Origin of the sequence: Agathobaculum sp. LCP25S3_E8, assembly GCF_052117165.1 — a bacterium.
Taxonomy (GTDB): Bacteria; Bacillota; Clostridia; order Oscillospirales; family Butyricicoccaceae; genus Agathobaculum.
In genome coordinates, this window is sequence record NZ_JBQKJR010000054.1 from 1 (window position 1) to 20751 (window position 20751).

17 protein-coding genes are annotated in these 20751 nt (G+C 48.1%); 9 read left to right on the top strand and 8 right to left on the bottom strand.

The window, feature by feature from the left end; all coding sequences use genetic code 11:
• Positions 1-500: 500 nt before the first annotated feature.
• The 7 genes from ACTQ34_RS14410 to ACTQ34_RS14440 all read right to left on the bottom strand — a co-directional run bounded on the left by ACTQ34_RS14410 (position 501) and on the right by ACTQ34_RS14440 (position 6569).
• Entirely contained in the window at positions 501-1676 is a 1176-nt protein-coding gene (locus tag ACTQ34_RS14410) for a tyrosine-type recombinase/integrase (protein ID WP_441364409.1), read from the bottom strand.
• A gap of 143 nt (positions 1677-1819) precedes the next feature.
• Complete coding sequence (locus ACTQ34_RS14415) at positions 1820-2038, bottom strand: helix-turn-helix domain-containing protein (protein WP_441364410.1); 219 nt, start codon at positions 2036-2038, stop codon at positions 1820-1822.
• Positions 2039-3379 carry an FtsK/SpoIIIE domain-containing protein gene (locus tag ACTQ34_RS14420; RefSeq protein WP_441364411.1) on the bottom strand — a complete coding sequence of 447 codons (1341 nt, stop codon included), beginning with the start codon at positions 3377-3379 and terminating at the stop codon, positions 2039-2041. It abuts the gene before it with no gap.
• Complete coding sequence (locus tag ACTQ34_RS14425; RefSeq protein ID WP_441364412.1) at positions 3372-4340, bottom strand: viral replication protein; 969 nt, start codon at positions 4338-4340, stop codon at positions 3372-3374. The genes ACTQ34_RS14420 and ACTQ34_RS14425 overlap by 8 nt, the downstream gene beginning before the upstream one ends.
• Positions 4341-4495: 155 nt before the next feature.
• A complete protein-coding gene (locus ACTQ34_RS14430) occupies positions 4496-4816 on the bottom strand; it encodes a hypothetical protein (protein ID WP_441364413.1) in 321 nt (106 codons plus the stop codon).
• A gap of 340 nt (positions 4817-5156) precedes the next feature.
• Complete coding sequence (locus ACTQ34_RS14435; protein WP_441364414.1) at positions 5157-5570, bottom strand: hypothetical protein; 414 nt, start codon at positions 5568-5570, stop codon at positions 5157-5159.
• A gap of 519 nt (positions 5571-6089) precedes the next feature.
• Positions 6090-6569 (bottom strand): SLOG family protein, encoded by a 480-nt coding sequence (locus ACTQ34_RS14440; protein WP_441364415.1) that lies wholly within the window; start codon positions 6567-6569, stop codon positions 6090-6092.
• 107 nt (positions 6570-6676) lie between these two features.
• Between ACTQ34_RS14440 and ACTQ34_RS14445 the strand changes: the two genes are divergently transcribed.
• The 8 genes from ACTQ34_RS14445 to ACTQ34_RS14480 all read left to right on the top strand — a co-directional run bounded on the left by ACTQ34_RS14445 (position 6677) and on the right by ACTQ34_RS14480 (position 18130).
• A complete protein-coding gene (locus ACTQ34_RS14445; protein WP_441364416.1) occupies positions 6677-6925 on the top strand; it encodes a helix-turn-helix domain-containing protein in 249 nt (82 codons plus the stop codon).
• 167 nt (positions 6926-7092) lie between these two features.
• A complete protein-coding gene (locus ACTQ34_RS14450) occupies positions 7093-8055 on the top strand; it encodes a hypothetical protein (RefSeq protein WP_441364417.1) in 963 nt (320 codons plus the stop codon).
• Between the two features lie 226 nt (positions 8056-8281).
• The gene (locus ACTQ34_RS14455; RefSeq protein WP_441364418.1) at positions 8282-9814 is read left to right on the top strand and encodes an N-6 DNA methylase; all 1533 of its coding nucleotides are present in this window, start codon (positions 8282-8284) and stop codon (positions 9812-9814) included.
• Positions 9814-10902 carry a restriction endonuclease subunit S gene (locus ACTQ34_RS14460; RefSeq protein WP_441364419.1) on the top strand — a complete coding sequence of 363 codons (1089 nt, stop codon included), beginning with the start codon at positions 9814-9816 and terminating at the stop codon, positions 10900-10902. The genes ACTQ34_RS14455 and ACTQ34_RS14460 overlap by 1 nt, the downstream gene beginning before the upstream one ends.
• A gap of 64 nt (positions 10903-10966) precedes the next feature.
• Positions 10967-11854: a DUF2971 domain-containing protein gene (locus ACTQ34_RS14465; RefSeq protein ID WP_441364420.1), complete on the top strand. Its 888-nt coding sequence runs from the start codon at positions 10967-10969 to the stop codon at positions 11852-11854.
• A gap of 29 nt (positions 11855-11883) precedes the next feature.
• Positions 11884-15261: a DEAD/DEAH box helicase family protein gene (locus ACTQ34_RS14470; protein WP_441364421.1), complete on the top strand. Its 3378-nt coding sequence runs from the start codon at positions 11884-11886 to the stop codon at positions 15259-15261.
• Between the two features lie 26 nt (positions 15262-15287).
• The gene (locus ACTQ34_RS14475; RefSeq protein WP_441364422.1) at positions 15288-17558 is read left to right on the top strand and encodes a DEAD/DEAH box helicase family protein; all 2271 of its coding nucleotides are present in this window, start codon (positions 15288-15290) and stop codon (positions 17556-17558) included.
• Between the two features lie 86 nt (positions 17559-17644).
• Positions 17645-18130, top strand: a complete 486-nt coding sequence (locus tag ACTQ34_RS14480; RefSeq protein ID WP_441364423.1) for a hypothetical protein — start codon at positions 17645-17647, stop codon at positions 18128-18130.
• A gap of 1355 nt (positions 18131-19485) precedes the next feature.
• Here ACTQ34_RS14480 and ACTQ34_RS14485 read toward each other — a convergent pair.
• Positions 19486-19770, bottom strand: coding sequence for a transposase (locus ACTQ34_RS14485; protein WP_441364424.1), 285 nt, complete (start codon positions 19768-19770; stop codon positions 19486-19488).
• 497 nt (positions 19771-20267) lie between these two features.
• Here ACTQ34_RS14485 and ACTQ34_RS14490 point away from each other — a divergent pair, with 497 nt between their 5' ends.
• On the top strand, positions 20268-20699 hold the full coding sequence (locus tag ACTQ34_RS14490; RefSeq protein ID WP_441364425.1) for a nucleoside 2-deoxyribosyltransferase: 432 nt from the start codon (positions 20268-20270) through the stop codon (positions 20697-20699).
• Positions 20700-20751 lie beyond the last annotated feature (52 nt).

Below are 20751 nucleotides of genomic sequence, written 5' to 3' on the forward strand. Positions count from 1 at the left end.
CCTGTGGGCTGGAGGAGCAGACGATTGCGTATATGCGCAAGTATAAGTACGGCGACGAGCTGGTGACCAAGCTCGCGGCCGCAATGAAATAACGGTGTTCAATTTGGACACGGAAAAGCCCCTCCGGCGAGTAACCAGAGGGGCTCATTTTTGTTTACTTGAGTGTATCATACTTTTCTAAGATTTATTTTATTATTGGCCCAAATCTGGCCCGTAATATTTAAAACTTTAATTAGTGAAAACTAAAAAAGTTCTATAATATTTACTTTTTTTGATAAAAAATCATGATAGTTTGCATTTAAACGTTATAAAATACTTTATTTTTCTATTGGAAATCGTGTAGGCGTGATGAGCGTCTCCAGGGTTCAAATCCCTGACTCTCCGCCAGATTACCGCACTTTATCGAAAGATAAAGTGCGGTTTTTGCTATTTTGATCGAAAAATCATAACATTTTCTCGAGTAAGAAATTTTTGAGTGCAATCCTGAGTGCAATCAGAATTTATTGCGCTTCCGGCAGGGACGCGATCAGCGCATCCATACGTGCTGCGCTGTTTCGCTGCATCTGGTCGCTGACGTGGGCGTAGGTCTTCAGCGTAAACGACGCGGCGTAGTGACCGAGGTTGGTTTGCACCGTCTTAATGTCGTCGCCGTTTTCCAGCGAGATCGTCGCGAACGAGTGGCGCAGAGAATGGAAGGTATAATTGCCCATGCCGCAGTTCAGCAGGATGCGCTTGAGGTGCTTGTACACGGTGCGCCGATTAAGCGGCTGCCCAAAATCATTCGTAAACACCAGATGGAAGCTGTTGTCCCAAAGCATGCCCGCTGCCAGCTGCTGCTCATTCTGCTTTGCCCGTTGGTGCCGCAAGACCCGCATGGCGTTCTGCGCGAGAATCACCTTGCGCTGCTTGCCTTCCTTGGGTGGCGCGAGAAAGTAGCCAAAATCGCCCTTGACCTGCTTCTGCTGCAGCTGCTGGCGGACATAGATGCAGTCGTGATCAAAATCAACATCCTCCCAGCGCAGGCCGAGGATCTCGGACAGGCGCAGGCCGGAGAAAATATCGATAAAGAAAATGTTGCGGAACTGCTTGCCGTCAATCGCCTGCAGGAACTGGCTGAGCTCGGCGGTCGTGATCGCGCGTACCTGATGCTGCGTCACACGCGGCAGCGAGCAGCGCTCGGATACATTGCGCAGCAGAAGCTCGTCCCGGATGGCGGATTCCAGCATGTTGTGCAGGATGCCGTGGATGTTGCGGACGGTTTTGGCGGACAGCTTCTTTTTGACCGACAGCGAAGTGACGAACTGCTGCACCTGCCGGTGGGTCAGGTCGGTCAGCTTGACCTTGCCGAGCGCGGGAAGAATATGGTTTTCCAGAATCTTTTGATAGGTCACCTGCGTGCTGTGTGCCAGATTGACTGCACAGATCGAGAAGTATTCCTGCGCGTAAGCCGCAATGGTGATCTGGTTCGGTTCCTGATAGGTGCCGCGGTCAATGTTTGCGGTTGCGTCACGCAGCTTGGTGGCAACCTCTTTCTGTGTTTTGCCGTAAACGGAATGACGGAGCAGCTTGCCCGTAATCGGGTCGCGGCCGGATACATATTGCCCCTGCCAGCGGCCGTCTTTTCGCTTGTATATCGTGCCGCTGCCAGCTTCGCGTTTTTTACTTTTGCGTGCCATAGTTGCTTGATGCTCCTTTCTGGCACATACAATTTAGGTGCTTCCATTATACCACGGAAGGTGCTATTGTGGTATAAAAATGGGGCTGCCCATTGCAGGGCCGCCCCGCCTTAAAGTGTGCCAATGCTTGTCAGCGTGACGGCTTAACAGCCGCTGTCTGGGAACAGGTACGGCGGCTGATAGCCGTGGGTGGTTTTGCCCTGCGCGTCCAGCCATTCGGTGAGTTTGTCCTGTTTGACGAGCAACCGTTTGCCAATGCGGAAGGACGGGAAATCTGCGCGGTGCATCAGGTTATAGGCCGCGCTGCGGCTGATGCCGAGCAGCAGCGCCAGCTCCGGCGCGTTATAGGTCAGTTTATCCATTCAAAACATCTCCTTTGTGTCGTCGAACCAGTAGGCTTGAAATACTGTGCCGTCACCCGTGAGAAAACGTCCTTGGGCGTCGTGCGGAATCTTGTCGCTGGCATCAGTGTTGTCCAGAATGATCATGGACAACACGTTGTCTGCGCGGCCGCAAATGCGGTAGCCGATATTGTTTCTGATCTGTCCGGACAGGATGTTCGCATCCGGCCGCTGGGTGGAGAGGAACAGGTGAATGCCGAACGCACGCCCTTGTCGGGCGATGATGGACAGCCGGTTTTCAATGCGGGCGACCTGTTCTTTTTCCTCTTTTGTCAGTCCGGTCTTGTCCAGAATCTCAGCGACCTCGTCTACCGCGAACACGATCCGATCCATTGGAATCGGCTCATGCCGGTTGTAGTCGTAGATGTCCCGACGCTCGACTTTGCCAAGCACATCCTTGCGCTGTTCCAGCTTTTCGGTCACGTCATCCAGATAGCGCAGCAGTGTTTCGCGGTCGAGAATCAGTTTGCAGTTTGGATGCTTGCGCCACGGGCTGCCGAAGTCCACACCACCCTTGAAGTCCGCGATCGTGACCTGTATATTGGGCTGCTTGAGGCACTGCATCAGCATCAGCTTGAGCAGCACAGATTTGCCCGAACCCGTGCCGCCGCCCAGCAGCACATGCGGGATGAGGTTGAGGTCGAGTGTCACCGGCCCAAGCAGGCTTTCGCCGAGCACCAGCTTGCAGGCAGGAAACGCATCCCGCAGATATGCATCCTTCCATGGCAGCAGCTTGGGCAGCTCGTCGGTGGCGGGAACGGTGTACAGCTGGATGCGGCGCTTGCCGTCGCTTTCGCGAATGTCTGCAATGTGGATATTCAGCGCGGTTTCAAGATCGGCGCGTTTGTCCTCCCATACGGACTTGGGAACGCCGCAGGCCAGAAACTCGAGAACGGTCATGCGGCTGCGGATATCGTCCGATTCTTCCGTCCGGACGGCAACCAGAAGCGGTGTTTCGCCCGCGTGATTGACCAGTCCGATACGCTGCAAATTGTTCTGGATGCTTTTCGCCTTGGAAGGCGTACCCGCCCACAGAATGAGCACAGCCAGCCCGCCGAACACGAGAAACGGAAAGCAAAGGCTGAACGCGATCCGGCTGACTGCACCGAAAATATCCGGTCCGTTGTACGCAAGATCCCATGGGCGGATGATGCTGAACAGCAGCGCGGTGAGCAGATAGAGCATCAATACCTTCAGACGGTACTGGTCTGTCCAGATCTCCTTGAGGCCGGTCTGGAACAGAAGCAGCAGATACCTGCGCTGCGTTTCCTGTTCCAGCAGATTGCGTTTTCGGTTATCCATCTTCCAGCATCCACCTCCATTCGCTGATGGGTCGGGTGATTGGTGCGCCGTTCTCGCGGTACTCGGTGAAGGTGCGGATGCGGCGCAGAAAGGCTTTCCACGTTTCCGGGTGATACTGCTGCACCGCCTGATACTGGCGGCTTAGCGGCAGGTTAGAGGTGATATACACCTTGGTGTAACACGCGACTTTGTCACTGTACCGGGCAGGCAGCATGAGTGGGTAAATATCCAGCAGGTTGAGCATTTCTTCGATTGGAATTTGCGACGCAAACTCCTCAAACACGATCACGTCTTGTCCATGGTAATCGTCAAAGGAAACGCCGCGGCCGTTCCGGTAGTTGGTCACGCGGTAGATGTCGCGCGGATCGTGCCGCCGATAAATGCCGCTCGTTTTGCCGGTGCCGGTCGCGCCATAAAGATATTGCGTTTCCACGATGCGGTTCTGCTCGGCATATTTCTCGGACAGCAGCGTCTGCCGCAGCACGTCGATTTCCTTTACCCGAAACGCCAGCTTGGGATTTTCGCGGATGATCTGTGAAGTCGTCTTACCGGCGGCAATGTCCTCAAGCAGGGCAGTCATTTCGGGGGCTTTCTCGCTCTGCGGCAGCGGCATGTGCCCGAATTCTTCAAAGCTGCCTGTGACGGTTGTCTCGGCCTTGTCCGTATCCGACCATTTGCCGCCTTTTTGAATATAGTCGCGGTTTTCCTGCGCGCTTCCGTATGCTTTATCGATGTGCGCGGTCGAGAACAGGTTCTTGACCGTGTGCCAGCGCATCGGCGAAGGGCGGTATAGAAAAACATGCGTGTGATGCGTACCGGTTGACGCGATCTCGTCCGCCATGCAGAAATAGGCGGGGGACAGCGACTGCACGAGCGCTTTGATTTTGTCATGCGTCAGGCCGCAGTCTGCCGGGTTGTTGATCGTGAGCAGATATTTGCGGCTCTGTTCGTTCTTTGCCATGTTCACCACCTTCGATTGATAGATGGGCTGCTACATGCTACAACCATGCCCTAAGGTAATACTAACTTAGGGCATGGGCGGCGCGGCCGCAGGCCGCAGGGGGACTTTCCCCGGAAGGAAAAGTCCTCTCCCCTGACGGCCTGCGCCCTGCGCCGTCAGCCCTTGCCAGTGTTTACCGCAGAGATGCCTTTGGCACGCGCGCCCAGCTGATACTCGCCGCCCGACCAGTACAGGTACGGTTCGAGCTCGGCAAAACGGACTTCGACAAAGCTGGCTGGTGCGTCCATCTGCTGATCGCCGTCAATGCGCACGTTGATCTTGTCCAGCCCCTTGTCCGGCAAGGCAACGGTGTAGCGGTAGCCCGTGACCGTATCCGTGCGCTGTCCATTCTGGTACGCATACGACGGAATCACGTCCACCAGCCAGAAACGCTTGCCCAGGCTCGCGGGATCGATAATCAGATCGGAAAGTTTCATGAAAATACACTCCTTTTCAAAAATCGTGGATGATTGATGTTCAAACCGGTTTGTGAAAACAGGATAGCATTTTCTTGAAGGCTTGTCGTTTCGCGCCGCGTAACGGTACCAAAACGCGGACAGGCGTGCATACGCACACCCATTCATGTGAAGGCGGCATAGAGATTGCGTACCGACGCTTATCTGCGGCGAAAGCATCCTGTATAAATGGAAAATAGGGGCGGTGGAGTAAAATACAAAAAAATACGGTTACGCGTCGCGTAACCGTATGATAAAGATTTGTAGGATTGCACAGCAAAGTCCCGCACATTTCTGTGCGGGACTTTGTCTTGTTCCTTTTTCACTTGTCAGAACCTTGCCGATAGCCCCGTGAGCCAAGTAGAATGCGGTCGAGAACGGTGCCTTTCCCGGCGAACAATTCTGTTAATAGCTCGTTTGCGTCATCGATTGAAATACCGCTGCACCTTTCAATCAGATAACGGTAAGCGTTGTGAATAGGATTGCGCTTGCTGAGTGCATACCCACGCAGCGCAAGGAGCTGTTCGGATACCGTAATGTTCAGCTGCATGCCGATACAGAGAGCAACAAGCACTTGCAAGGTCACATTATGGGTGCTGGCTGCATCGTCATCCAGATGTTTGATTGCGGTGAACCGAGGTCGGTCGAGTAAACATTTTTCACAGAGTTCTTTTTCACTCCAGCCCTTCTGCTGTATCAGCGAGAAGAGCATGTCTTGAAATGATTTTGTCGTCATTTGGATCTCCGAGAGGTAGTCCTGCATCTCTTCGCAGAGATGTGCTTTCTCCCAGTTTTCCAAAGAACTTTATCTCTCGTTGCTCTTAGGTTCTTGTGCCGGAGGTGAAATAAAACGGTTGTTTTATGATCGTAATGGATTTGCAAAGTATACAAACTGCCATACGAACCACCTCCTTAACAAGTGTGTCATAGGTTTTTAAGCTACCTCCGACACGAGAACACAATCCAATTGTTTCCTGACAGAAAAGTTTCTGTCGTCATTTAACTGTTTTCCCATTGTTTGCTGAACTGATATACTTTCCTACATTAGAGCTGACCGGACGATGAAGAGGCTTGACCTTGTTGTGCCTGTATGGGTATCATAACACAGGATAAAGTTCGTGTAAATACAAAAAATGTTACATTATTATTACTTTTCGCGCTATTTAGTGCTGTTTTGTGTTATCTGGTGCATATAGGGCAAAAAGACGCGTTTTCTGCAAAAACTGACGTGGGAAAATCTCAGTCAATTGCCTTTTCAAAGAGGGAAAAGGTTTTGGATGACAAGCCCCTTCTGCTGCGCATAACGGAGGGTGTAGGCGGTGCCGCCGGCGCTGCGATTACAATATGCGATACAATAGCGGGATTGATCGACCATATATCGGTTGCGCTGGAGAAAGGCGCTTTTGGATGGCGTGTGTGAACAGTAGACAATCTGATCGGCCTGCATGTCAATGTGCGCGGCACGGCTTTTCTGAGCTTCGCTCCAGCGATTGCGATACTCTTCAAACGGGAGTGCTAAATAGATCATGATTTGAGGATACTGCTGTTTTAGTTTCAATAGGTGTTCTGCAGCTAACGTATCAAAGCCCAGAGCGCCGCCGAGCCAGAAAGCGCAGACCTTGTGCTCGATAAGCGGCAATAAGATCGAATCGAGTTTGCGCAGAATTGCGGTTGTTTCATTTGCAGGAAGTATGCGATGTCCTGTAAAACAGCAGGTCTGATTACGCAAGTCCATCTTGTACCCCTCACTTCAATATATAAATTATAATTACAAGCTGTAAATCTTTATTACAATTTTAGAGATAATAAATGATACTGTCAATGGGCAAGGAGGGGTTGCCCGTGAAGATTTACGACTATCATGGAAAGAAGAATTTGTGTGGTGATCGTATCCATCAGGCGCGCACGACGCAGCGGATGTCGCAGTCAGATCTGGCGGCTCGTATGCAGGTCAACGGCGTTATTATTGAGCGAGAGGCCATCAGCAAAATTGAGACGGGTGACCGCTTTGTTACTGATTATGAGCTGCTGACTTTTGCCAAGGTGCTGGGCGTATCAGTGGATTGGCTGCTGGCGGATGAAGAAGTATAGGTAGATCGCTTAGAAAATAAAAGATGGTTGTTCACGCTGACAACCGTATATATTGAGAGATGGGAAAACATTATGTGTGATGATGTTCTATATTTTACATTGTCGTTGTTTTTCAACTGATTGACTAAAATCGGTTGATTCTATTAAAAATGAAGGGGGAACCGAATATGAAAAAATTGTTTATTGCTATGTTGACCGGAATGATGATGTTTACTGTGGCGGCCGCCGCTTCTATGGTCTTGGCAGAGCCAAGCGCGCACAATGTTTATGTTGACGGGCAGCCGGTCAAGCTTTCTATTTATGAAATTGCAGACAACAATTATTTTAAGCTCCGCGATCTGGCGGCGTTGGTCAACCAGACGGACAAGCAGTTTTCCGTCAGCTGGAATGAGCAGAAACAGTATATTCATATAAATACAAATCGGCCCTACACATTGGTTGGCGGCGAATTGAGCGGGAGCACCGTCACACAGCAGGCCAAGCCCAGCACGCATAATATTTACATTGACGGACGGCCGTTCCATTTCACCGCCTATGAAATTGCGGGGAATAACTATTTCAAGCTGCGTGACCTGGCTGCCGCTCTCGATATCGGCATTGGTTGGGATGAAGCCACGCAGCGGGTCGATATTTTGACCACGCAGGGCTACGATAAGCCCAGCCGGGAAGAAATGCTGCCGATCGATTACCTTGGTATGACGATGGATGAGCTTGGGGAGCTGTGGGGATTCCCTTTTACTTATATGGATTACTGGTACAGCGGTAATGCCAAGGGCGTTTATTACGATGACCTGCGCGTGCCAATGGCTTTCTACTATTACGACGCTGATTTCGCGGGTCATGCACAGGGGCCGGAAGAGATCATCGTGGTCTCGCTCGGACAAAACGCCTATCCGCAGATTCGTGAGATCGCTCCCGGTTTGCCCGTTAACGCGACCTACGCGGATTTGCTTGACAAGGGCTATCAAACGGAACTTTATACGAATTCTGATGAGATGAGCGGCGAAAACGATGCAACGGCCTATTGCTGTATTGAGCTGTCCGGCGTGCGGGTGTTTTTCTACTGGTATGATTATGCCGATCCCTATATGGCGCCAGCCGACCTTATTGAGTTGTTTGCTTCAATCTGATTTTCCTGCTGAAGGGAAAGATGGTTATGGATGGTATCCATAACGCAAAGCGGTTTGGGTTATTAATATCCAGACCGCTTTTTGTTGTCTTTTGTTTCGGAATATGAGAACGGTATTTGTTTTTTGACGGAATATCAGGTATACTGGAAAATAGAAGAAAATTAGCGGTGCATTATAGCCGCCGGGATGGAATGCAATCCCGAAAAGCAAATGGAGGCACAAACGCATGATCACAGGTGCGATTAAAAATAAAGTCGATAAAATCTGGACGGACATCTGGGCGGGTGGCATCACCAACCCCCTTACCGTCATCGAGCAGCTGACTTATCTCATGTTCGTCCGCTCTCTGGACGAAAAAGAGTTGGAAGCGGAAGAATTTGAGAACATGACCGGCGAGAAGATGGACAAGATTTTCCCACAGTCTGCGGTGGGGCAGTCCATGCGCTGGAGCAAATTCAAGAACAACGATCCCCGCGAGATTTACGACGTAATTTCCCAGCGGGTATTCCCGGCTATCAAAAATATGAAGTACGGCCGCCTGCCGGACTTCACCGAGCAGGGCGAACTCGTGGACATTGCCGACGATGCCGGCAGTGATGTGCAGAACAAGACCGCCTTTGCCCGCTACATGAGCGACGCCATGTTCCTGATCCCTACACCGCAGGTGATGCAAAAGATCATCACTGGGTTGGACGACCTGTATGAGCATGACATTGCCGATCTGGATATGCAGGGCGACTTGTACGAGTATATGCTGGGCAAGCTGGCCACTGCCGGGCAAAATGGCCAGTTCCGCACGCCAAAGCACATTCGTGAAATGATGGTGGAGCTGCTGCAGCCCACGCCGGACGACACCATATGCGACCCGGCCTGCGGCACGGCGGGCTTTCTGGTGTCTGCTTCAGAGTACATCCGAAAACACTACGAGGACACCATGACCACCGAGCAGTGGGAGCACTTTGCCGGGGACGCATTCACCGGCTTTGACACCGACCGCACCATGCTGCGCATTTCTGCGATGAACCTGATGTTGCACTCCATCAGCCACCCGGAAATCGACTACAAGGACAGCGTTTCCAAGCAGAACCAGATCAGCGACAAGTTTACCATGTGTCTGGCAAACCCGCCCTTCAAGGGCACCGTGGACGCGGAAAGCATCCATGACAATCTGAAAGCCGTCACCAACACGAAAAAGACCGAACTGCTGTTTCTGGCGCTGTTCCTGCGGATGCTGAAAAAGGGCGGTCAGTGCGCGTGCATCGTGCCGGACGGCGTGCTGTTCGGCTCCTCCAAGGCGCACAAGGCCATTCGTAAGGAATTGGTGGAAAGCCATCAGCTGCGGGCGGTGATCTCCATGCCCTCCGGCGTGTTCAAGCCCTATGCGGGCGTGTCCACGGCGGTGCTGGTGTTTACCAAGACCGGCGCGGGCGGCACGGAAAACGTCTGGTTTTACGACATGAAGGCCGACGGCTTTTCGCTGGACGACAAGCGCAGCGAGATCGCGGAGAACGACATCCCCGACATCATCGAGCGGTTCCACCATCTGGACAAGGAAGCCGACCGCCAACGCACCGAGCAGAGCTTTTTTGTGCCCAAGCAGGAAATTGCGGATAACGACTATGACCTGTCCATCAACAAGTACAAAAAGGTGGAGTATGCGCCGGTGGAGTACCCCCCGACCGCGGAAATCATGGCAGACCTGCACGCGCTGGAAAGCGAGATCACCGCAGGGCTGGCGGAGTTGGAGGGGATGCTGTGATGGCGAGATTTGAAGATGTCCTCACAATCATAAACGGAAAAAATCAAAAAAAGGTTGAAAACGAAAATGGTCAATATCCCATATATGGAAGTGGTGGTATTATGGGATATGCAGATGATTATATTTGTGAGGCCAATACCGTTGTAATAGGTCGAAAAGGAAGCATAAACAATCCGATTTTTATAGAAACACGATTTTGGAATGTTGATACTGCTTTTGGTTTATATGCTAACCCAGCTAAATTACAACCGAAATACTTATACTATTTCTGTGAGAAATTCGACTTTGAGCAGTTGAATACAACCGTAACGATTCCCAGCTTGACAAAAGCAAACTTGCTAAAGGTTGAAATCCCTCTCCCGCCTCTTGACGAACAGCGCGAGATTGCGGCGGTGCTGGACAAGGTCAGCGACCTGATTGCCAAACGTCACCAGCAGCTGGATAGGCTAGGCGAATTGGTAAAATCCCGATTTGTAGAGATGTTTGGGGATATACTTTATGATACGAATTTACCACTGATTCAGTTGAACGAGCTTGCAGATATAGGATCCAGCAAAAGAATATACGCAAACGAGTATGTAGAGTTGGGCGTTCCCTTTTATAGAAGTAAGGAAATTAGAGAATTAGGATCTGGATTAAAGCCTTCGGTTGAACTTTTTATAAAACAAGAACGTTATGATGAAATAAAGGATAAATATGGTGTACCAAAGATAGGAGATATTCTTATTGCTGCAATTGGAGCAACAATAGGTTATTCATGGATTGTTGATACAGAAAATCCATTCTATTATAAGGATGGAAATCTTATTCTGTTATCTATAAAAGATAACGTAAATCCAATATTCCTTAATCACGCATTGGGAATACTAATTGAAAATTTCAAAAATAAAGGTGTAGCAGGAAGTGCACAGCTTGCGCTGACCATCGAAAAGCTTGAAAAAATGATGGTGGTTAATCCTGATATTAAACTTCAAGAACAATTTGCAAATTTCGTTACTCAAATCGACAAATCAAAATTGGCAATCCAGAAAAGTCTTGAACAGCTGGAAACGCTGAAAAAGGCACTAATGCAGGAATACTTTGGGTGAAAGTATGAAGACAGATAACGAATTTCATGAATTTTTATATTGCTTCTACATGGGACGCAAATATATGAATGAATTTACTGGAGGAGAAATTTTTCACTATACTTCTCCTGCAAGTTTGGAAAAAATCCTATTTTCAGAGGCGGAAGTAGAACTTTTTGCAAGCCGGTACGATTGTGTCAATGATACACAAGAAGGAAAATATATCATCAATATTTATGGCGATGTTGTTGAAGAACTTCACAAGGCAGAAAAGAAAATTTCGGATGAGGCATATCGCACAATCAGAAGTATCTTGCCTGGAAATAAAATGTTAATACCCAAATATATAGGAGGCGAATGTGTCCGGGCAAGAAACGAAAAATGTGATATGTACATCTGCTGTTTTTCAACCGATGGGGATTCATTGCCCATGTGGAATTACTATTCAAAAAATGATAAATACCAGGGATATAGTATAGGAATAGAAGGACAACCTGCAATAGACAGTTTGAATCCGTTTTTATCAGGGGCAAATGTAAAATGGTATGAAGTTGTTTATGACGAGCAGGAACAAAAGGGCCTGATTAAAAACTTTTTGTCTGAACTGTTGGAATATTACACACCAGCCAGAAAACCGTCTATTCAAGAAACCATTGCAAGCCAATTAAATGAATGGAGCATGATTTTTAAGAATCCATGCTTTGAGCATGAAAAAGAGGTTCGTATGGTGCTGTATCTTCCCAAAGGTACAGAGCACGAACATTACACGATTGAGTATCGGCAAAAAGATATGTTTATGATTCCGTTTACTCGTTTTCATTTGTCAAAGGATTGTGTGACATCTGTTAGAATATCTCCACTATATTGTACGGATGGAGAAAAGGAACAACAGATTAAAATACTAAAAGAGCGCCTAAACAAAGAAGGTTACATAACCGAAGTTATACCATCGCAAATTCCTATTCGATACTAAAACCGTTGTTTTTAAAGGGGTGACCAACTATGCCCAACTTCTCCTTCCTCGAAACCAAACAGGAATACGCCCTTTTTGCCACCGCCTGCGTGGAAGCCGAGAAAATTTACGCCTCCGCCCCGGCCATGTGCGCGGTGGGCTGCCGCAAGGCGCTAGAGCTGGCGGTCAAATGGGTGTATGCGGCAGACAAGACCATGAAGATGCCCTACAAGGACAATCTGCAATCCCTTGTCCACGAGCCGTCCTTCCGCTTTGCCGTGGACTATAACACTTGGGGTAAATTCCAGTTTATCATCAAGCTGGGCAATCTGGCGGTACATACCGAGCGCAGCGTGCAGCCGGGCGATGCGCTGGCTTCTCTGCGGGGGCTGTTTGAGTTTGTCCAGTGGATCGACTACTGCTATGGTGCGGACTATGTGGAGCGCACCTTTGACGAAAGCCTGATCCCCACCGAAAAGGTGACAGTGTATACCCAGAAAATCAAGGAGCAGGAGAGCCTGCTGGATGAAAAAGATGCGCAAATCGAGGCGCTGCGCCGGCAGATCGAGCAGATGTCCGCGCAGTATACCGCCGAAAAGGACAAGCACAAGCAGGAGCGCACCTTCCAGCCCGAAGACCTCTCCGAATTCCAAACCCGCAAACGGTTTATTGATGTGGATCTGAAGAATATCGGCTGGAAATTTACTGGTGCGGACGCGGATGTGCAGGAGGAGGAGTACCTCGTGGAGGGTATGGCCGGGGTAGCCGGTCAGATGGGCTACTGCGACTATGTGCTGTTCGGAAAGGACGGCCTGCCGCTGGCTGTGGTGGAAGCAAAGCGCGCCAGCAAGGACCCGAATAGCGGGCGCAGGCAGGCGGCTTTGTACGCAGACTGTCTGGAACGGAAATTCGGCCGCCGTCCGATGATGTTCACCACCAACGGCTTTGAAACCTACTTCTGGGACGACCAGAGCGGCCCGCAGCGCAAGGTCAGCGGCGTGTTCAGCAAGGACGACCTGCAAAAGCTGATGAACCGCCGCACCGAGCGGTTGGACTTGATGAGCGTTTCCATTGACGACAAAATCACCGACCGTTACTATCAGAAGGAAGCTATCCGTGCGGTATGCGGGCAGATGGAGCAGGGATTCCGTAAGCACCTGCTGGTGATGGCTACCGGCACCGGCAAAACCCGAACCGCCTCCAGCCTGACCGATGTGCTCAGCCGCGGCAAATGGGTGACCAATATCCTGTTTCTGGCTGACCGCACCGCGCTGGTCAAGCAGGCCAAGGACGACTTTAAGAACTATCTGCCGGATATGTCCCTGTGCAATTTGTGCGCCAACAAGGACGACCGGAACGCCCGCATTGTGTTCTCTACCTATCCGACTATCCTCAACGCCATCGACGACACAAAATCCAAAGACGGACGGCAGCTATTTACCCCAGCGCATTTTGATCTCATTATCATTGACGAAAGCCATCGGAGTATTTTCAAAAAATACCGGGCGATTTTTGAGTATTTCGACGCCGTGATGGTTGGCCTTACCGCGACACCCAAAACCGATGTAGAACGCAATACATACGAATTTTTCCAGATGGAACATGGTGTTCCCACCTATGCCTACGATTACGAGACGGCGGTTTATCAGGACCATGTGCTGGTGTCGTATTATAACTACGAGGTCAAGACCAAGTTCCTCGAAGAAGGCATTACCTATGATGAACTGTCGGACGCGGATAAAGAACGGTACGAGGAAGATTTCATCGAAGATGGCGTCATGCCAGAAGTGATTCCGTCAGAAAAACTCAACAAATTCGTGTTTAACGAGACAACGGTGGACATCGTATTGCAGGACTTGATGGAGCGGGGCATCAAAGTGGAGGGCGGCGATCGGCTGGGTAAAACCATCATCTTTGCTCAGAATAAGCGACACGCGGAGTTTATTCTGGAGCGGTTCAACAAACTGTACCCGCAGTATCATGGCACATTCGCTCAGCGAGTCATCTGTGACGATGCCTATGCCCAGACTGTGATCGACGACTTCAAGCAGCCGGAGAAAACACCGCATATTGCGGTTTCGGTGGATATGATGGACACCGGCATTGATGTGCCGGAGTGCGTCAATCTGGTGTTTTTCAAGAAAGTGCGTTCCAAGGCGAAATTCTGGCAGATGATTGGTCGCGGCACACGCCTGTGTAAGGGGCTGGCCTGCGTGGATCAAATAGATGGAACGTATACGGATAAGCGCCGCTTTCTGATTATTGACTACTGCGGCAACTTCGAATTCTTCCGCGAGCACAAAGAAGGCTACGAGGCCAGAGAGACGAAAACACTGTCGGAAAACATCTTCGGCAAACAGATCAGAATTGCCATGGCGTTGCAGGAAAGCGCCTTTGCTGGAGAGGCTTATCAGGTGTGGCGCAGCGAGATCGTCGATACCTGCCACAAGCAGGTGATGGCGCTCAACTCAGACCTGATTTCCGTGAAATTGCGGATGCAGTATGTGGATAAGTATCAAAAACAGGACGCATTTGCTTCTCTCAGCGAGGGGGACAAGAGTGATCTGCTGAAGCAAATTGCGCCGCTTGTCCGCTCGGATGACGACGATGAGTTCGCCAAGCGTTTTGACAACTTTATGTATGTCCTGATTCTGGCGAACATTGAGCAGATGCCCGCTTTTAAGTATGCAAAAAAACAGTTGTGCGACACCGTATCTCTGCTGGAGCGCAAGTCCAACATTCCGCAGATCAAGGCAAAGCTGTCGGTACTAAAGGAAATTCATACCGACGCCTTCTGGAATGCGGACGACATTTTGCTGTTCGAGAAGGTTCGGAAAGAGCTGCGCGACCTGATCCGGTTTTTGGATGAGGGCGGCGGAGCGCAGCGGCAGATTGTCACTAAGCTGACCGATCCGGTGATTGACAGCCAGGAAGGAGTTCAGATGGATGCCGCTTATGATTTCGAGGACTACCGCGCCAAGGTGAACCGCTACGTCAACGAGCATGGGGACACGCTGACCATTTACAAGCTGACGCACAATATTCCACTGGCTATGGGCGATTATCAGGAACTGGAGCGGGTACTTACCAGCGAACTGGGAAGCAAGGAAGATTATCAGCGTGAGTTTGGGGACACGCCCTTTGGCTTACTCATTCGCAAAATCGCCAAGCTGGATCACGAAGCCGCTATGCAGGCGTTTTCTGCCTTTATCAACGATCAGTCCTTGAACCAGAATCAAATTGCTTTTGTTCACAAGGTCATTCATCATATTGAAGCAAATGGTTATATGGACAACGTCTCGGAGCTGACCAAGCCGCCGTTTGACAAGCCGGTGCGCTTTATACGTCTGTTTAATGCAGCGCAGCAGAATGAATTGATTCAGGCGATTCGCAAGGTGAAGGACAATGCGGAGCATGTGACGGCGTAAGAATCATAAAAATAGGGTGAGAAAGTATGGGAAAACAGGTGCAGAGCAAATCCAGCGGTGCAATTTTGCCGAAAAAGGGGGCAAATGCCCGTACTCCGTATGAGCATCAGCGTACAGCGATGCATAACTTGGATCTGATCAATCGGGAGCCGGATTACAGCACATTGATTGTGCTGCCTACGGGCGGAGGAAAGACCTATACAGCTTCCCTTTGGCTGTTACACAATGCAATCGATAAAAACAAAAAGGTCCTTTGGGTTGCACACCGACAGATGCTGCTCGATCAGGCGGCGGAATCCTTTCAACAGTATGCTTACGCGGAAACGATGCCGCATATTTCATCTTTCCACTATCGGATTGTTTCAGGTGCAACCGAGCATGATCGTGCAATTGATATTGCGCAGGGCGATGATTTGTTAATTGTCGGCAAGGACAGCATTGGTCGGAATCTGCAATGCTTGGATGCGTGGCTGAAAAAGCAAGACGAGATTTATTTGATTATCGACGAGGCGCATCATGCGACGGCAAAAACTTATCGCAAAGTGATTTCTTATGTGCAGGAACACATACCGCATGTCAAATTGATTGGCCTGACGGCAACGCCGTTTCGTACAGCAGAGGATGAGCAGGGATTACTCGCAAAGATTTTCCGCGATGGTGTGCAGAATGGGAAAGTCAAGCGTGGACAGCTTGGCATTACCTATCAGATCGGTCTGAAGGATCTCATCAATCGGCAGATTTTATCAAAACCGATCTTTGAGAGTTATTACACTGAGGAGCATTATGGAGAATCGCTTGGGCTTGCGACTTGGGAGAGTATCCGCCATCTGGATACGCTTCCGGATGATATTGCGGAGCAAATTGCCAAGAATGCTGCACGCAATCGGTTGATTGTAAGCACTTACAAAAAGAAACAGAAGGAATATGGGCAGACCATTGTTTTTGCGGTGAATATCGATCATGCCATTGCACTCAATAAACTCTTTGGTGAAAAAGGGATTCGCTCAGCATACATTGTATCCGCTGTGCGCGACGGCATTATCGGAGTGGGTGTCAGTCGGGAAGAGAATCAGCGTAATTTGGAAGCGTTCCGGCAGGGACAGTTAGATGTGCTGATCAATGTCAACATTTTGACTGAGGGCGTGGATCTGCCTAAGACAAAAACGGTGTTTTTGGCAAGACCGACGGTATCCACGATTCTGATGACCCAGATGGTTGGCCGCGCATTGAGAGGATCGGCTGCCGGTGGCACAGATACAGCGTATATCGTATCGTTTATTGATGATTGGGATGAGCATATCGCATGGGTCAATCCGGAAAGCCTGTTTACCGGTGAAAATGAGTTCAGTGATGACCGAAACGAGCGCATGCAGAGAGAATTGCGCCTGATTGCGATTTCCAAGATTGAGGAATTTGCTTCCGTGCTCGATCAAACGATGGACACAACGGCATTGGAAAAGGTGCCGTTTCAGCAGCGTATTCCGATCGGTATGTATGCGTTTACTTATTTCGTGGAAAACGGTGAGAAAGAGGGCATGGATCTGTCCTGTCAGGTCATGGTTTATGACAGTACAGCGGCGGCCTACCGGGCGATGCTGGAGGAATTGCCTGCCTTGTTCCGCAGCTTTGGAGTACAAGATCAGGAATACCTGACTGAAGATGTGCTTCGCCAGATGGAGCGACAGTGTCGGGATACGTTTTTCTGTGGGGAAATGATTCCGCCATATGCGCGGCAGGATATCGAAAACCTGTTGCAATATTATGCGCAGTATGATGCCGCTCCGCCGTTCTATACTTTTGACGATATTGACCGGAACCGGCTGGATGTAGAGCAGATCGCAAAGCAATTGTGGGAGCAGGATCTTGGCCCCAGGAAACGAAAAGAGTATATTGACCAACTGTGGGAGCAGAGTGATGATAATTTGCTCAAGCTCTTTTTCGGACGCAAGCTGTATTTTATTCGTCAGTTAGACATTGAGATTTCCAAGCTTTCCGATCCTGATCTTTATGAGGAAGAGGAAAATGTGCGTTATAGCACACGGGAACTGGAAGATATGTCACTCTACGATATTGGAAAAGTAGACCCGGAATATGAGAAACAACTGCGTGAGCAGGCGTTTGCAAAAGCTAGAACAACAGCGGGCAAATATCGCTGTGCGCAATGCGGAATTGAAAACGCTTCTCGCGTGTATTTCCAAGTGGATCATATTAAGCCGCGCAATCAGGGTGGAAAAAGTGTGCCGGAAAATCTGCAGATTCTGTGCCGTAGCTGCAATGGGAAAAAGGGAGATCACTGATGGGGCAGTTATCCTATTCGGCTTTGGATGTTGCGCTAATCCTCTGCAAGAGAGACTTGGGTGTTCAGGAGGAATGTCGGTTTCTTTTGGCATTTTGGGAAACAAAACGACGTTTTCTGGAATGGAAATATCAGTCGAGCAAGAGGCGGTTTGTGCAGGATACGCAGTATTGGATTTACTATCTGCAGGATAAAGATCGGCTGGATGATGAATTCTCAGATATTGTCAAGGCAGCAGAAAATAACGGCATGGGTTTGGGAGTCGAAGATTATTGGCACGATCTCGATGATATCGATATTTTGTTCAAGGAAATGTATATCCAGATGACGTTCTTTGAAAAGAAAAAGTACATCCGGAAAAGCATGCGGCAGATGCTGAAAAAATACCGCCTCAAGAGACGGACGGCAAAGGTTGTAGAAAAAATGGAACGCTATGTCTGTTTTTATGAAATGCAGATGATTGTGAGCCGAAAGAAAATCGATTCGCTTGGCGCTGTGCCACTCGATCAGCCGATTACATTTCGCCTAAATGAGATGCAAGTAAAAAAACACCAGCCTTTTATAGAATGGTAGCGTGTGAAAGATCATATTGGTTTGAGTGCAACGTCGAGTGCAAACACATAGATAAGAACCTAAATTGCATACACCAATAGTGATGTAATTTGTAATTTTTGTACAGAATGGAAGGGTTCAATCCATTAGAAGTTGGGGGAATGCGCTTTTCATTTTATTGTACTTATAGGAATAAAATATAAAAGAGATTATGTGTATGCCATCTGTGCATTAAATCCGACTAAATTGTTGGTGAATCAGTGTATTCTTTGTCTCATACCATTGGTTACAGTAAAAGAAGATTTATCTTGGATTACTTGAAATCCGATATATTTATAGATATTTTTAGCAATGAAACAGGTGGCGTTAATCAAGGAAATGTCAGATGATGAATAAGACCAAATTGTTAATATCCTTGAGGACATCATTCCCAAAAAGCAGCAGGCCAAGGAAGCCGCCGAAGGGGGGAGAAGATCGACCTCATCAAAAACCCATTCTCGCCTGCGCATTTCGTGGTAAACTGGGTACCAATGATGCTAGCGAGGAGAGCGCGGTGGAGCATTTAAGAACTACTGTTTGACATATAGATACAAAGTTTTGTGGCTATATGTCAAAAAAGGGGCGAATAATGCAGGGAAAGATGTGAATCTCGATAAGTAACTGAAAACAGCTTCGTGAACCATATGATGCCATACAGGAGTATAGCGCTCAAGCGATCAATTTGAATCATACCACTATAGAGTCAAATAGGAAAGCGGAACAACTGTGGTTTACAGCAGTAATCAGAAAGAGATTTCGATTTGATACGATATTCGGTCGTAATATTTTTATGCCAAAGAGTTAGATGAAGCTGATAGAAAACTGATTTCTGATACCAATGCAAAGGATAAAAAATTTAGTATAATGTGTGCCGAGATAAAGAATCAAGGGAAATGAGTTCTTTCAATTATTTGAAACAGCTACATTAAAGTAAAAATGGGAACATTACATGTTTTCTATTAAAATGCTTCTAGTCCTGTTGGCAGTAGTGCACTGGATAAAATGAAGGCGGTAGTGCTTATCAATAAAAAACGGGAGTTCGCTTAAGAGCAATTATTCACCTTCGTGAGCAAGAAGAGAATCTAATGGTTGATTGCTCTTTGATCTTGTTGAAAAGGCAGAAAATAATAATTAAATATTAGGCAATATTAGGCATTGTTTGAAAAATCAGGAGTTTTGTTCTAAATCAACAGGATGGTAATAGCAGCAAGGTAAACAAAGGCGAGGAAAGATTCATCGAGTTTGTCATATCTGGTAGCAATTCTGCGGAACTACTTGATTTTCTGAAAGAAACACTCGATGAGATGCCGTTCCTTATACAGATACCAGTCTACCGGTCAGAGATTGGACACATTGCTTTGGGGCGGGATCACATAATTAGTTTCATGCTCTGAGATGTATTGCCGAATGGATCGAGCACCATAAGCCCGGTCTGCCAGCACATTGCTTCCGTTGAGTTCAACTTTTTCCAGGAACTTCACGGTATGGACACAATCGTGATTATTTCCGGCTGAGAGGAAGAACTCCACTGGGTTACTCAGTCCGTCTACAATGGCATGGAGCCTTGTGTTCAGATCGCCTCTGGTACGATCGACTGCCTGTTTTTTTCGCCATTGGCGCATTCGTGTACCTTGATGCAGGTGGAAACCATACTTGAATTTTCTATATCTGCATCCTCAGACAGTGCGTGAAAGACTGTTTCCAAGTGTGTCGTCATCTCCCACCATTTGGCAAATCGGGCATATACTGACTGTCAATAGCCATAGGCTTCGGGCAGTTCCCGCTACTGGGCACCGCTTCGGGAAATCCAGAGCATATTGTTCAGTATCGTCCGATTGTCCTTGCGGGGACGGCCTCACTTCCCTGTTTCTTCTGGTGGTAGAAGAAGTTTGACACATTTCCATTGTTTTTTTGTTAATTCATACCGTTTCATGCCACTAGTTTTTGTATATCTTCACCTATTGTGCAATGTTTATTTTCAAACAAGGCCTAGTAAAAATTAAAACTTTGTTTATATCGAATAAGGGACTAACCCGCCGAAAGTTAGTTTTTAATAGATGGAGTAAAATAGTAAGTTAGTAATATAGCATTGAATTTAACATATGAAAGGGGAATGTTTATGAAAAAGATATATTTTGCGGGGGCAATTCGCGGAGGAAGAGAAAAGCAACAGGATTATTATACAATAATAGAATATTTAAAAAATAAAAATAATGTATTAACAGAGATAATTGGAGATAAAAATCTTTCAATTAGTGGAGAGAATTTAACAGACAGAGAAATCTATTTGAGAGATATAAATTATATTGAATTATGCGATGTTGTAATTGCGGAATGCAGTATTGCATCGCTAGGAGTAGGTTATGAATTAGCATATGCAGAAAAATTGGGGAAAAGGATAATCGTGATTTTTGAACTTTGTAATGATAAAAAATTGTCTGCCATGATTGGAGGAAATAGTGAATTTGAAATAGTCTATTATGAAAATGTAGGGTCAGGTAGAATAAGTTTCGCAAAAACAAAAAAGACATGGTTTGCAGATCTTTGGTAGAATGAAGTCGCGACACACCATTCGAAAGGAGACAGCAAACCATGTCCGAGAA